The organism is Guptibacillus hwajinpoensis, assembly GCF_020171785.1.
Taxonomy (GTDB): domain Bacteria; phylum Bacillota; class Bacilli; order Bacillales; family Guptibacillaceae; genus Guptibacillus; species Guptibacillus sedimenti.
Genome location: NZ_JAIVAE010000004.1, coordinates 169,324 through 183,698 on the forward strand (window position 1 = coordinate 169,324; position 14,375 = coordinate 183,698).

General features: G+C 42.6%; 11 protein-coding genes. 10 read left to right on the forward strand and 1 reads right to left on the reverse strand.

What is annotated here, in order from left to right; genetic code table 11:
- Nucleotides 1–11 precede the first annotated feature (11 nt).
- The 7 genes from nuoL to spoIID all read left to right on the forward strand — a co-directional run bounded on the left by nuoL (nt 12) and on the right by spoIID (nt 8,906).
- A complete protein-coding gene (nuoL, locus tag LCL91_RS08110) occupies nt 12–1,856 on the forward strand; it encodes an NADH-quinone oxidoreductase subunit L (protein ID WP_224881536.1) in 1,845 nt (614 codons plus the stop codon).
- Nucleotides 1,856–3,346 (forward strand): complex I subunit 4 family protein, encoded by a 1,491-nt coding sequence (locus tag LCL91_RS08115; RefSeq protein WP_224881539.1) that lies wholly within the window; start codon nt 1,856–1,858, stop codon nt 3,344–3,346. The genes nuoL and LCL91_RS08115 overlap by 1 nt, the downstream gene beginning before the upstream one ends.
- A gap of 3 nt (nt 3,347–3,349) precedes the next feature.
- Entirely contained in the window at nt 3,350–4,876 is a 1,527-nt protein-coding gene (nuoN, locus tag LCL91_RS08120) for an NADH-quinone oxidoreductase subunit NuoN (protein ID WP_224881542.1), read from the forward strand.
- Nucleotides 4,877–5,082: 206 nt separating this feature from the next.
- Nucleotides 5,083–5,316, forward strand: a complete 234-nt coding sequence (locus LCL91_RS08125; RefSeq protein ID WP_098445370.1) for a DUF1146 family protein — start codon at nt 5,083–5,085, stop codon at nt 5,314–5,316.
- Nucleotides 5,317–5,625: 309 nt separating this feature from the next.
- Nucleotides 5,626–6,372 (forward strand): YwmB family TATA-box binding protein, encoded by a 747-nt coding sequence (locus LCL91_RS08130; RefSeq protein WP_224881544.1) that lies wholly within the window; start codon nt 5,626–5,628, stop codon nt 6,370–6,372.
- 29 nt (nt 6,373–6,401) lie between these two features.
- Entirely contained in the window at nt 6,402–7,727 is a 1,326-nt protein-coding gene (murA, locus tag LCL91_RS08135) for a UDP-N-acetylglucosamine 1-carboxyvinyltransferase (protein WP_224881546.1), read from the forward strand.
- Nucleotides 7,728–7,904: 177 nt separating this feature from the next.
- A complete protein-coding gene (spoIID, locus tag LCL91_RS08140; RefSeq protein ID WP_224881548.1) occupies nt 7,905–8,906 on the forward strand; it encodes a stage II sporulation protein D in 1,002 nt (333 codons plus the stop codon).
- Between the two features lie 48 nt (nt 8,907–8,954).
- Here spoIID and LCL91_RS08145 read toward each other — a convergent pair whose 3' ends face one another.
- Nucleotides 8,955–10,442 (reverse strand): glycosyltransferase, encoded by a 1,488-nt coding sequence (locus LCL91_RS08145; RefSeq protein ID WP_224881550.1) that lies wholly within the window; start codon nt 10,440–10,442, stop codon nt 8,955–8,957.
- Nucleotides 10,443–10,766: 324 nt separating this feature from the next.
- Here LCL91_RS08145 and LCL91_RS08150 point away from each other — a divergent pair, with 324 nt between their 5' ends.
- The 3 genes from LCL91_RS08150 (at nt 10,767) to LCL91_RS08160 (ending at nt 14,093) form a co-directional block, all read left to right on the forward strand.
- Nucleotides 10,767–11,669, forward strand: coding sequence for a M23 family metallopeptidase (locus LCL91_RS08150; RefSeq protein WP_224881552.1), 903 nt, complete (start codon nt 10,767–10,769; stop codon nt 11,667–11,669).
- Nucleotides 11,670–12,119: 450 nt separating this feature from the next.
- Complete coding sequence (locus LCL91_RS08155; protein ID WP_098445364.1) at nt 12,120–12,419, forward strand: DUF4212 domain-containing protein; 300 nt, start codon at nt 12,120–12,122, stop codon at nt 12,417–12,419.
- Nucleotides 12,420–12,431: 12 nt separating this feature from the next.
- Nucleotides 12,432–14,093, forward strand: a complete 1,662-nt coding sequence (locus LCL91_RS08160; protein ID WP_098445363.1) for a sodium:solute symporter family protein — start codon at nt 12,432–12,434, stop codon at nt 14,091–14,093.
- Nucleotides 14,094–14,375: the final 282 nt, after the last annotated feature.

Sequence of the window (14,375 nt, forward strand, 5' to 3'; positions counted from 1 at the left end):
GGGGTAGAAACGTGGACGCTGTCTGGCTTATCCCAATATTGCCGCTTCTCTCATTCCTGATCATTCTATTCACCCGGCCGATCCTCTATCGAAAAGCCGGTTTTGTTGGAACGATTTTCGCTGGAGCTGCCTTTGGCTGTGCGCTTCTTGTCCTATTCAGTCATTTAATACAAGGAAATCGGCTTGTAGAAACCAATTGGCTATCGATCGATACCGTAATGATTACGGTGGGATTTGAAGTAAATCCATTAAATACGTTAATGCTTGTGATCGTGACGCTTGTCAGTTTTCTCGTACATATGTATTCCATCACTTATATGGCGAATGACGAGCGCATTGCCACATTTTTTGGGTACCTCGGTCTCTTTACGTTTGCAATGACGGGGCTAGTTCTTTCACCAAACCTTCTGCAGCTCTACATTTTTTGGGAGCTTGTAGGGGTTTGCTCCTTCCTTCTTGTTGGGTTTTATTTCTACAAACCTGAAGCAAAGGCAGCCGCTAAAAAGGCTTTTATCGTAACGAGAATAGGCGATATCGGTTTGCTCGTTGCGATTTTCTTATTGTTTTGGCAAACGGGTAGCTTTGAGCTCGATGTTATTTTTGCAGCTGTGCAAGCAGGTGACATCGCGCCATCGATGATTACACTTATCGCTATTCTAATTTTTGTTGGAGCGGTTGGAAAGTCAGGACAGTTCCCGCTTCATACGTGGCTTCCGGATGCAATGGAAGGCCCGACGCCAGTCTCAGCATTGATCCATGCGGCTACGATGGTAGCAGCTGGTGTCTATCTTGTTGCCGTGATGTATCCGCTCTTCTCAAGCTCTGAAACGGCAATGACGACTGTAGCCATCACTGGAGGATTTACGGCGATTTTTGCAGCCACAATCGCTCTCGTGCAGCGAGACATTAAACGGATTCTCGCTTATTCGACGATTAGCCAGCTCGGTTATATGATGCTTGCATTAGGTGCAGCAGGTTACACAGCAGGTATTTTTCACTTAACGACGCACGCTTTTTTTAAAGCGCTTCTGTTTCTTGCGGCAGGAAGTGTCATTCATGCCGTTCATGAGCAGAACATTTTTAAAATGGGTGGGCTTAGAAAGCAGCTTCCGATGACAGCAGCATTATTCTTAATCGGCTGCTTGTCGATTTCAGGATTTCCGCTTTTCGCAGGTTTTTTTAGTAAAGATGAAATTCTCGTTTCAACCTTTGCCGACGGCCGATACGTTTTATTTTCGATTGCGCTATTAACGGCTTTTCTCACTGCATTTTACATGTTCCGTCTGTACTTTCTCGTCTTTTCTGGTGACCGTTCGAGTGAAGCGAAGGAGTCTTCAAGAGTGATGTTGCTTCCAATGCTCGTACTCGGGGTGCTTTCGATCGTTGCAGGTTATATGCAGACAGCCTGGTTCGGTTCGTTTCTTGGCGACTGGTTAGAAACGAGTCCATATCCAGTGGCAGTCGTTCATCACGCTGCGCCAATGTGGATTCCAATCAGTGCAATTCTTTTCTCTCTAGCGGGCATTGGTCTTGCCTGGAAAACGTATGCGAAAAAGCGACCGCATGCAGAAGAGGGTTCAAGTGCCTTACACCGCCTTTTATCAAAAGGATACTTTGTCGATGAGGTTTATGATAAAACCGTGGTAAAAGGAACGCGTGTGTTCGGTTACTTCTGGATATACTTCGACAGGTTTATCATCGAAGGAGGTGCACAGGCGCTCACAGTGCTTGTAAAACGAATCGGAAAAGCGGGATCAGGCGTACAATCCGGTCAGGTGCAAACGTATGGAACGGTAGCCTTCTCAGGTCTTGTCGTTGTCATGCTGTTAATTGCCATATTAGGGGGGTATTTCTAATGGGCTTGCTAACGATCTTAATTCTCTCCCCGCTGCTCGGCGTAATCGTGCTAAGCCTTATGCCATCAAAGAATGAATCGATAAAAATGGTAGGTATTCTTGGAACAGTGCTACCGCTAATGGTAACGATTGTTGTTTTCAGCTTTTATGATCGGACACTTGCAGGCATTCAATTTGCCGAAAGTTATCAGTGGTTTGAATTGATGACGGCAATTAGTCCAAATGAGCCATATCCGGTCACATACGACCTTGGGGTAACCGGTCTGTCGCTATTGTTTTTAATGCTATCAGCGCTGATCACCTTTCTCGCTTCACTCGCTGCCGTTCGGATCAAGGAGGGTGTGAAAGGGTTCTATATTCTCTTTTTACTACTGGAACTCGGGATTCTTGGTGTCTTTTCTAGTGAAAATTTATTTTTGTTTTTCTTATTTTTTGAAGTGACACTTGTGGCCATGTTTTTCCTCGTTGGAAAGTGGGGAGGATTTGAGCGGGAAAAGGCTGCTTTTTCTTTCCTTGTTTATAACGGCATCGGTTCAATTTTGCTTTTAATTGTCATCATTGTGCTATTCGTTGAGATGCGAACGATGAATATTAGTGAACTAACCTTTCTTTTGCAAGAAGCTGATTCTTATGAATTTCTTTCAGGGAATACGCGAATGTGGCTCTTCGTCCTTCTTCTAGTCGCGTTTGGTACAAAGCTTCCGATTGTGCCACTTCATACGTGGATGGTTCGAGTGCATGTCGAAGCTCCGATCGCAGTAGTAATGATTCATGCGGGTGTTTTACTGAAGATTGGTGCTTATGGGCTTATTCGTTTCGGAGCAGGTTTTTTCCCTGATCAGCTAAAAGAAACGGCCGTGATTCTGGCGATTCTTGGCGTTGTTAATTTACTCTATGGAGCTTTTATCGCTCTTGTACAAACGGAGCTGCGCGCCTTACTTGCCTACTCATCGGTTTCCCATATGGGCATTGTGCTCATTGGAGTGGCATCCTTTAACACAGCTGGTCTACAAGGGGCGATCTTTCAAACAATTTCACATGGTTTGATCGCAGCGTTGCTGTTCCTCCTTGTTGGCGTTATCATTGACCGCTTTCACACAACAGAGCTTGCGAATTTAGGAGGAGTAGCAAGTCAGACGCCGCTTTTCGCAGGATTCTTTCTTGCTGCAGGTCTCGCTTCACTCGGGTTACCAGGAATGAGTGGGTTTATTAGTGAATTTCTCGCGTTTCTCGGTTTATTCGAAACGATGCCTGTCATTGGCAGTATCGGTGTAATCGGTCTGATTTTAACCGCGGTTTATATGCTCCGGGCAGTGCTGGCCGTGACGTTCGGAGAAAGAAAACCGATTTTTGATAAACAAAAGGATTTATCAGCGATGGAACTAGTTCCGTCCGCCGTTCTTCTCAGTCTCATTATCTGGATTGGTGTTTACCCTGCAGTATTGTCCAACACACTTCAAATAGCGCGTACGCTCGGGATTGGGGGTTAAGATATGGAGATCAATGAGTTACTAAACTACCAATGGAGCAGCATGATGCCAGAGTTTACAATACTGCTGACGGCTGTGACGCTATCACTACTTGATTTGTTTATGCCAAAGAACAGGGATAGAGCGATTCTCGTCTGGTTTGCCCTCGCAGGCATTGCGTTGGCCATCGTCTTTCTCATTTTTCAGCTTGATGATGGCGTTGTGACGATAATAAACCAAACGTATCGACTCGACTCTTTCGCAAAAGCATTTAAGCTTCTTATGCTCATAGGGACGGGTCTCGTTCTACTGCTAGGGATAAATGCAAATGACCTTGATGAGGTAAAAGGAGAATATCCCTACCTCTTGCTAACAGGTTTACTTGGCGGGATGATGATGGCTTCAAGTGCAGATTTAATTACGCTTTTCGTCGGGTTAGAGCTTCTTAGTCTTTCATCCTACATTCTTGTTGCCATTCGTAAAAAGAACCAGTTAGCGAATGAAGCTGCTTTTAAATACATCGTTAATGGCGGAATTGCGACAGCCATCACACTGTTTGGAATGAGTTACTTATTTGGCCTTACAGGGGAAACAAACATTTATGAAATCCAAGCTTTAATGGGTAGCGACATCGTGACAGAGAATCGGTACATCGCTGTGTTTGCTTTTCTGATGATTTTTGTTGGTCTCAGCTTTAAAATAACAGCCGCTCCATTTCATATGTGGGCGCCGGACGTATACCAGGGGGCTGTAACGCCGATCACTGCCTATCTTAGTATCGTTTCAAAAATTGCAGGGTTTGCGATTATGCTCAGACTCCTCATGGTTCCATTTGTGTTTGCACCTGGAACTGGAAAAGTGATTACACCAGATGGGGTAAGCTACGAGACGCTACTTGTCTCGGTTCGTCCTTATCTTGTATTACTTGCTGTTCTTACAATTCTGATTGGAAATGTCATTGCGCTAAGGCAGTTGAATGCGAAAAGGCTGTTCGCCTATTCGAGTATTGCGCACGCCGGCTACCTTCTCGTTCCGTTAGCTGCTTTATCTGAGCTCGTCTTTGATGCCGTCTGGTTTTATCTTGCCGCTTATTTGTTAATGAATCTTGGGGCGTTTGCCGTGATTCATGCCCTAGGTGATGAAACGAAAGAGGTAACAGTCAATTCTTTTGCCGGTTTATTTAAACGTTCTCCTTATGTCACGATTGCGATGACGATCTACCTTTTATCGCTCGCTGGCATCCCGTTAACGGCAGGCTTCATCGGCAAGTTTGAAATTTTCATGAGCGCACTAGGCACCGAACCAAAGCGATTCGTTCTGGCGCTCGCCATGTTAACCGGAACAATCCTCTCCTATGTTTATTATTTTGGTTTATTCATTCAAATGTATTTCCGTCCATCAGTAACGAAAAAGCCAGTCGCTGCCTCAAATGGGCTTGTCGCTGTACTCGCAATCACCGCAGCAGGAACCGTTATACTTGGCGTCTTTCCTTCCGTTGCATTAACCTTTATTCACGATCACTTTCAATTCCTTGAAATCTTTAATCCCTAAAAACAGCAGAGGAATCTGCTGTTTTTCCATGTATCAAACGAAGAAAAAGCAAAATGTGGCGAAAACGCCTTATTTGTGTGAGAAAAAACCGCTGATTAGGGGTAAAGTAGGATATTCATTTGTATTGAAATCTCTTATAATAGGCTATTAGATGGAAAAATATACGTTTGTCGAATGGTGCACTTGCAGATAGGGGGGTAGATAAGATGACAGAAGCACTGGCGCAACAATCGATTTTAACGATTGTGATTAACCTGGTTTTCATTATGATTACCTGGTGGGCGTTACAAACCGTTCGGTTCGATGTCTTTTTCAAAAAACCGAACAGTCCACAGGCGAAAGTCCTCATGATCTTGCTAACCCTAAGCATCGGTTCCCTCGCAAGCAGTTTCTTCCTAGATTACTACAACTGGTCACTCCGTCTACAATATTTCTTTTAAAAAATGAAAAGCGTAAACCCCCGTTTAGTCCCGACAAGCGCTGGAGCCTTCCGGAATGAACACGGTCTTTGTGTTCAATCTGGAAGGTGAAGCGATCGAGGGACTGGGGGTTGAAGCTAGACAACGAAAAGCGAATGCGCCCGTTTAAACCCGAGGGTTTAAGCGGGCCAGCTAGAAAAATTCAAAAACAGTTCATATACAGAAGCTTCGTACGGAATTTGTCGGGATCTGACTACAACTTCCATGTATGCCTTCCCCTCCCATGGTCAAACTGAAAGATAAGAAGACCAGAGCGGGGAGAGGGTTAAGATGAGGCTTCTAATCGGATTACTGTCCATTTTACTTCTAGCGAGCTTTTCGAATGGTACATCAGTCTCAATTGAAGATGAAACGGAAGTAAAGACTGCCGAGATGGCGAATGTTCTACTAACCCATCATTATTCTATTCAAAAGTGGTCTCTTTACACACGAGAAAAAGTTAGTTTCATTCCAAAGTCGTTAGGGTACAAAGGTATTATGTCCGAGATTTCCAAAAGAGCACCAGGTTTTCAATGGGGTGATTTGGAAAAAAAAGACGGTAATGTAAAAGTAAGCGGGACAAGAATCGATTCAGAATTGGGTACAAAAGAAACACTGACACTTGTGTCTTACCCAGAAGAAAATCGCATTAGCTCTTATCTTATTTATAACATGGAAATTAAAGGGTTTTATCAGGAGGAATGGCGAACAACGTACGAACGATTTAAGGCGCAAAAGTCACAACTAGTAACGCAAGAAGCCCCAGTTTTCTCTTGTTTTGTAGGTGAGAAAAATGATACAATGGACATTGTTTTGTACAATGAAGCAGACAAGCTGTTAGGAGCTTTTTCCGCTTCAAAAGTAGAAGAAATCAATGAAGAGACGTTTGTATCTCTTTCCGCATACCATGAAGAGTGGGAAGCAGATCTCGTAACGAACAACCAGAGAATGAACATACAAATAGCATTACGGAATACAGGAATAGGCGGCGGAATAACCGCTACAATTGGCACACCAATAATTACGACTGAATATTAATATACAAATAGGACGCGGAGGGGAATACGTTGGAAAAAATCATCGTCCGAGGTGGCAGGAGATTGTCAGGCTCTGTGAAAGTAGAAGGAGCTAAAAATGCAGTCTTGCCCGTCATCACAGCATCTATTTTAGCAGGTGAAGGCACGAGCACGTTAAATGATGTGCCTGCCCTTTCAGATGTACACACGATTAGTGAGGTATTAAGCTATCTTAATGTTGAGACGCAAATAGAAGGTAACACAATTAAAGTAGACGCAACAAAACCTTTGGAAACAGAGGCACCATTTGAAGCAGTTCGTAAAATGCGAGCTTCGTTTCTTGTGATGGGACCACTTTTGGCCCGCGTGGGTCATGCCCGTATTGCATTACCTGGAGGTTGCGCAATTGGCTCAAGACCGATTGATCAGCATCTTAAAGGCTTTGAAGCAATGGGTGCAGAAGTGACAATCGGAAATGGCTTTATTGAAGCTGGTATTAAAGGAAGACTACAAGGGGCAAAGATTTATCTTGATTTCCCAAGTGTAGGCGCCACTGAAAATATTATGATGGCAGCTGTACTTGCAGAAGGTACAACGGTAATGGAGAACGTTGCTCAAGAACCTGAAATCGTTTGTCTTGCGAACTATCTTAATGCAATGGGTGCAAAAGTACGCGGCGCAGGTACTGGTACGATTCGTATTGAAGGTGTGGAAAAGCTCGTAGGAGCAGAGCACGCTGTAATCCCAGACCGTATTGAAGCAGGAACATTCATGGTAGCTGCTGCAATTACAGGTGGTAACGTATTAATTGAAAATGCTGTTTCGGAACACCTTCGTCCATTGATTGCGAAGATGGAAGAAATGGGCGTTCAAATCACGGAAGAAGGTCAAGGTCTTCGCATTATTGGACCTGAAACGCTAAAGCCAGTTGACTTGAAAACAATGCCTCACCCTGGGTTCCCTACGGATATGCAATCCCAGATGATGGCGCTATTACTTCAAGCTAAGGGTACAAGTGTGATTACGGAAACAGTCTTTGAAAATCGCTTCATGCACGTGGAAGAATTCCGTCGCATGAACGGAAACATCAAGATTGAAGGACGCGCAGCGATCATTGAAGGACCTTCTACACTTCAAGGTGCAGAAGTGTCTGCTACTGATTTACGCGCTGGAGCTGCTTTAATTCTTGCTGGACTTGTCGCTGATGGCTACACTCGCGTTGATGAGCTGAAGCACCTTGACCGTGGTTACGTCAACTTCTCTGGGAAGCTTGCAAGCCTTGGAGCTGATGTTGAACGTGTAACAGTTGATGAGAAAGCAAAGCCTGCAACAGAAGAGTCTGAGGAAGCTGTTAATGTGAAACCTAAATTCGCATAATTGGAATAAAAGAGGAGGCCATGGCCTCCTCTTTTTTATGTACAAAAAGTGGCTGGGCGATCAATTGTTTACATATATATGGTAAAAAAACTCCGTATCGACTTGCCGTTTCTGTTCTAAATGGTTGTCCATCTCCATACGATGATAGGGGTAAGCAATCGAGAAGGAGGCATGTGAATGAAGCGAATTGTTGGCTCACTAATTCTGTTTGCGGCGATTCTAATCCTTCTCCCATCTATTCTGGTTTTACCTTTTGGAGCAACGGAGACGAAACCACAGACTAGTGAAGGGAATCAGATGAAGAAGGAGAAAATAACAGAAGTGGTGAAAGTAGACGTACCGGTCTTTCGATCAGAACAGAAGGAAACGATGAGTATACCGATCGAAGACTATGTGAAAGGCGTGGTCGCTGCTGAAATGCCTTCAGACTTTAATATGGAGGCGTTGAAAGCTCAGGCGCTTACCGCAAGAACGTTTGTCGTAACGAAGCTTAAAAACCCTTCTGCCAATCTTCCTGATCAAGCTGTCGTCACAGATACGATCCAGGATCAGGTATATAAGGATCAAGCACAGTTGAAAAAAGCGTGGGGAGACGAATTTGACGAAAAGTATGCGAGAATTGAAGAAGCGGTTCAAGCAACGACTGGTCAAATTTTAACCTATGAAGGCAATCCAATCTACGCTTCTTTTTTCTCTACAAGTAATGGCTATACAGAGAATTCAGAAGACTATTGGGAAAATAAAGCACCTTATTTAAGGAGTGTTGAAAGTCCGTGGGATGTTGATTCGCCAAAATACGAAGATAAAGCAACGTTCACAGTGGCTGAATTTGAACAGAAACTTGGGGTAGACCTTTCGAACAATTCCATTGGCTCCATTGAAAATTTGACTGAAGGCAAAAGAGTAGCGGAAGTTTCAGTAGGTGGAAAAACATTTACTGGTAGAGAAATAAGAGATCTTCTCGGACTGAGGTCTTCTGACTTTACGTGGGAACGAGTGGGAGACGCAATTAACGTGGTAACAAAAGGGTACGGCCATGGAGTTGGCATGAGCCAATATGGAGCAAATGGAATGGCGGAAGATGGTAAGGCGTATTCTGATATTGTGAAACATTATTATCAAGGTGTCGCGATTAGTGAGATGGAGAACTACGTGACAGATTATACGGCGCAAAGGTAAAAGAAAGACCGCTACTGTGGACAATAGCGGTCTTTTTCTGGAGAGACTTTAGTTAAAGAAGGGAAGCTTAAATTTTTTCTGTTGTTTACCTAGAAGAGCACTCCAATTTGATACAAAGGCTTCTTCTCGGAATTCTTTCTCGACGTCAATTGTTCCAAAATCCATATCCTTTACTTGTACCATTGCTTCTGATAGTGCTTCAATGTTGTTTTTCTCAACGATAAGCCCATTTTCATGATCCTTCACTAAATCTCTCGGACCATATTTAATATCGTAAGCCACAACAGGACACCCGTTATTCAGACTTTCCATAATCACGAGGCCGAATCCTTCATACTGACTCGGGAGGAAAGAAGCTTTTGCTGAAGCAAAAACACCTTCTGGATCATCGGTTAATCCTTTTAACGTTACGTGGTTTTCAAGCTTATATTCTTTAATCTGCTCTTCAAGCTTTTCTTTTACCGGTCCTTCTCCATAAATATCAAGCGTAAAGTCAGATAGCTGTTCTCTCGCCATTTGATACGCTTCAATTAAATGATCAGGTTGTTTCACATCGGTTAACCTGCCGATAAAAACAAATTTATTTTGCTTCTGAACACTTTTGTTTTTAGTGGAAGGAGCAATGGAATGTGGAATAATGCTGATCTTTTCATTGTTAAAGATATGATGAGAGAGATCTTTTTTCTGTTCATGAGTTAACGCAACAATATGGTCGACGTCATCCGCATGCTCGATCAAATACTGATAAGAGGATTTGACGTCATGAATGTCTTCGCTTTGTAGATGTGTATTGTGAAGGATGGCGATTTTCGTTACGTCATTTCCCTTCATCTCACACATTGGTTTATCAAGAAGACGAGCATCATTAATAATGGTAGAACCATCTTCTATCATGTGCTCAAGACAATAGCGGAAGAAGTCTTTTTCTGTTTTAAATTCTAGAATGTCTTGTCCACTAAAGAGATGCAAGCGAATCAACTTACTTTCATTTGAACCATCAAACGTTTTATTTACATAAGCATTGCCAGCATCATCATAATAGATTTCTTCAAGCTTATTTGTCGTTCCTTGCTTGTAGTTAATCTTTCTATGGCATTTCCCAAGGCGATTAAATTCTTTTCTACAGGCCCGTTTACGGTTGTAAGGATCCATAAAGTCGATAAATTTCAAAGAGCCGTCCTCGGTATCATAGTTTTTATATAGAACGTACTCTCCGTTTTCAAAAAAGCGATAGGCTTTATTTTTCTTTACTTCACGATACGTAAGGCCTTCTTCCTCAATTGGTTGCTCTACTTTATCACCTGAATAAGAACGATTGGCCAGATGATCGTAAATATTAATCATTTTTACCGAGCGCGGAACTTTGTTCTGGCTATAGTACTGCTCGTAGACCTCTCCGTAGTATGGATTGTAGTTTGTTGTAATAATTGTATATGACATGTCAGCTTGCTCAACTAGTTTCTTCGTGCGGTCAAGGAGGGACTTTGTTCTGCCTCCGTATTGCTCAGGCAGTGTTGACGTAATTACGTAATTCATTAATGGTTAATCCCCTTTATGATCATTTTGATATTATCAAAATAGATTTTGTTGTCAAAAGCGTATAAAGGTTATATACCCTATTGCCTAAGGAATCATTCTTACAAATAGATAACAAAATAGATACAAGAAACACTTGCATATTGAGTAAAGAACTGGGTAATTAAATCAGTAATATCATGGGTTCATCTATTAAGGGAAACAAAGAAATTTCAAATCCATGCATAAAAGAACCCCCTTTGTCGAAAAATAAATAGAACTTTTTTTCATAAGAGGTATATAAATCTCGCAACCTGACCACAATGTTGCTGAGGTGATGAACAAATGGGAGACGAAAAACAACGATCTCATCCTGTTGAAAAAAGCGCTTCTAAATGGCAGAAGCTAGCAAGAAAACGTTGGATTTATCCAGCAGTCTATCTTGGTTTTGCAGCAATTGTTCTTGCAACTGTATTATGGATGCAAGGCGGGCAAGACAATGCAAAAGATTTAAGTGGAATTGATGAAGAAAGAAGTGCCTTTGACACAAATGACGAGTCTGTTCCAGTTCTTGGTGATTCAGAAGTCTTTAAAGTACCTGCATCCGAAGATAGTGGCGTATTTGTGCAGAAACAATTCTATGACACATCAGCTAGCACGGAAGAACAACAAGCAGCCCTTGTTTTCTATAATAATACCTACTACCAGAACGCAGGAATCGACTATGGTAAAGAAGATGGCGCTAGTTTTGATGTCAAAGCCGCGATGAGTGGTAAGGTTGTGAAAGCAACGAACGACCAGTTACTTGGAAATGTTGTTCATTTAGAACATAACGATGGTGTTGTAACTGTTTATGAATCGCTTGAAGCTCTTGAAATTGAACAAGGCGATACTGTAAAGCAAGGCGAAAAGCTTGGTACAGCTGGAACAAACACGTTTGATACAGACGCAGGTGTTCACGTACACTTTGAAGTACGTAAAGATGATGTGCCGGTTAACCCACTTGATGTGTTAAACCAGCCTTCTTCAGCAGTTGAAGCGCCAGACGCTGGTGACGAAGTTTCAAACCCATCAGCCTCAGAAGGTACTGACGTTGAAAATCAGGACAACAGTACAGAATCCGAAATGGATGCTGAGAAAGACGCCGAAGAAGATGCAAACAGTGCTGACGAGGATCAATCCGACGAGCAAAAAAGCAACGAGCAGAAATCGGACGATCAAAAATCAGATACAAAGGATTCAGAATAACCGAAGTCCCCGAGTGATCGGGGGCTTTTTGTTTGCAATGAAATCGGACACCATTCGACCTTTCCTGGGAAATAGCGCTACCATTCCTTATCGATTGGAGAAACTCGCTTTTTTGTGTCGGCAACACAGGTCTATTGTCATGGGATTATATCCAATTACTGGTTAAATGGTCTCATTGACTTCCTCGTATGGTAGAAACATAATGAGAAGTGTATTTTAGAAAATTCAGATAATTATAGAAGGAAGGAGAGACGACTTATTTTATACGTGTTGCTAGCTTCTGCTATCGTCTGTTTAATTTTTACAATCAAAAAGCGCAAAGGCGTGTATTTACTAGTTCCAGTTGCGGTTATGGGAATCTATTTTGTTATTGAGATTGCTAGAGTTCCGCTAGGTTTTGTCGAAACTATCGAACTTATTTTTAACTTAAAATAGTTAGGAGGTTCACTTATGAAAAAGATTGATAAGAAAATGGCAGATGCTTACTTTCATGCGAGAGTAAGGTTAATTTCAATCTTACTTTTTTTCTGGTTTGCCGTGTCTTTTGGAATGGTACTGTTTGCTGAAACACTTGCGCAATACACGTTTAACGGATTCCCTCTTCATTATTTTATGGGCGCGCAAGGTTCGATTGTTGTCTTTATTATTCTATTATTTGTTAACGCTTACATATCGGACAGAATTGATCAAAAGTATGGGTTAGTCGAAAAGAGAGTGAAAGCAACGAAAGGACAAACCTTACAATCATAAGGGGGATAAGGGATGGATACACAATTTCTAGTTTCACTACTACTTATTGTCGCATCATTTGGTCTATACATTGGGATTGCCGTCTTTAATCGCGCACGTCAAACGTCCGAGTTCTTTGTTGCTGGTCGAGGCGTGCCCGCGATTTACAATGGTATGGCGATCGGAGCGGACTGGATGAGTGCCGCTTCATTCATCGGTCTTGCTGGAACCGTGATGGTTCTTGGCTATGATGGGCTTGCTTATATTATGGGCTGGACAGGAGGGTATTTGCTGTTAACCTTTCTGTTAGCGCCGCAATTGCGGAAATACGGGCGTTACACAGTTCCGGAATTTATTGGCGATCGTTTTCAAAGCAAAACAGCTTTAGTTATCGCAGCCATTGCAACAATCATTATTAGCTTCACCTATTCGATTGGTCAGTTAGCAGGGTCTGGTGTTGTAATTGGAAGATTGTTTGAAGTAGATGCTAAAGTGGGCGTTATGATAGGGGTTGTTATTATCGCCATCTATGCGACATTTGGGGGGATGAAAGGAATTACGTGGACCCAGGTGGCGCAGTACATTATTTTAATTCTAGCCTACTTAATACCCGTTATTTTCATGTCACTTCAAATTACGAATAACCCGATTCCATGGCTAAGCTATGGGAATGTCGTATCAGAACTTGGTGAATTAGATCGAGAGCTCGGAATCTCTGAGTATTTTGCACCGTTTGAATCAGCTTCAAAGTGGCAGTTTATTGCCCTTATGTTTAGTTTAATGGCAGGAACAGCTGGGTTGCCACACGTTATCGTTCGCTTTTATACCGTATCTACGATGAAAGCAGCACGGTGGAGCGGGGCATGGGCGCTACTTTTTATCGGTCTCCTCTATTTATCTGCTCCAGCCTATGCGGCTTTTTCTCGCTTTATTTTGATGAAACAAGTAGCAGGCAGTCCGATCGACTCTTTGCCTGCATGGACGGAGAAATGGGTAAATACCGGACTTCTAACGATGGCTGATACGAGTGGAGATGGCATTCTCCAATGGCAAGAAATTGCGATCAGCAATGACATTGTGGTTATGGCCACCCCTGAAATTGCTGATTTAGGCATTTTTGTGATTGGTCTCGTCGCAGCAGGAGCGATGGCCGCTGCGTTATCGACCGCTGGCGGGTTACTGATTGCAATATCCTCATCGTTTTCTCATGACATTTACTACCGCATCATTAATCCTAGGGCAACGGAGCGGAAGCGGATGTCTGTTGCGCGCTGGTCTATTTTGATTGCGACGATTGTAGCGGGAGTCGTTGCGCTAAATCCACCGGGAGTAATCACGCAAATTGTAGCCTGGGCGTTTGCACTTGCTTCAGGAACGTTCTTTCCAGCACTTATACTCGGGGTGTGGTGGAAGAGAGCGAATGCACCAGGTGTTATTGCAGGGATGATCGTAGGATTATTGGTCACCTTAACGTATATTTTCCTTGCAAAGTACGGAGGCTTTACGATTTTAGGCATTATTGACACTGGAGCAGGAATCTTCGGTGCTACGTCAGCCATTTTAACAAATGTTATCGTTTCGTTAAGTACAAAACCACCTTCTGAGAAGCTTCAAAATGAAGTGATGGATCTCAGATATCCTGAACAGCTTACATTCAGAGATGGAGAGGTATGGAAGGACGATGAGGTTATCTAAAAGAAGAATCTCCGGTTGTAAACTGGAGGTTCTTTTTTCTTGTTTCGTAACATACAAAAAAACCAATATGGTCCAATTAAAAGAATATTTAAATAAAATCCCTTGTCCCTCTTGACTTTTAGGAATATAACCACCTTTGCTTTAATAAAATGTTACAAAACTTAGTAAATGAGGGGCAGAGGTGAGAAGTTGTGGTAAGGCTTCGAAGTATTCTTGCATGCAATACTCCTGACATCATGTAGGTCACCTGATGACTAGAGCTTCGTAGCATGATCACTTTAT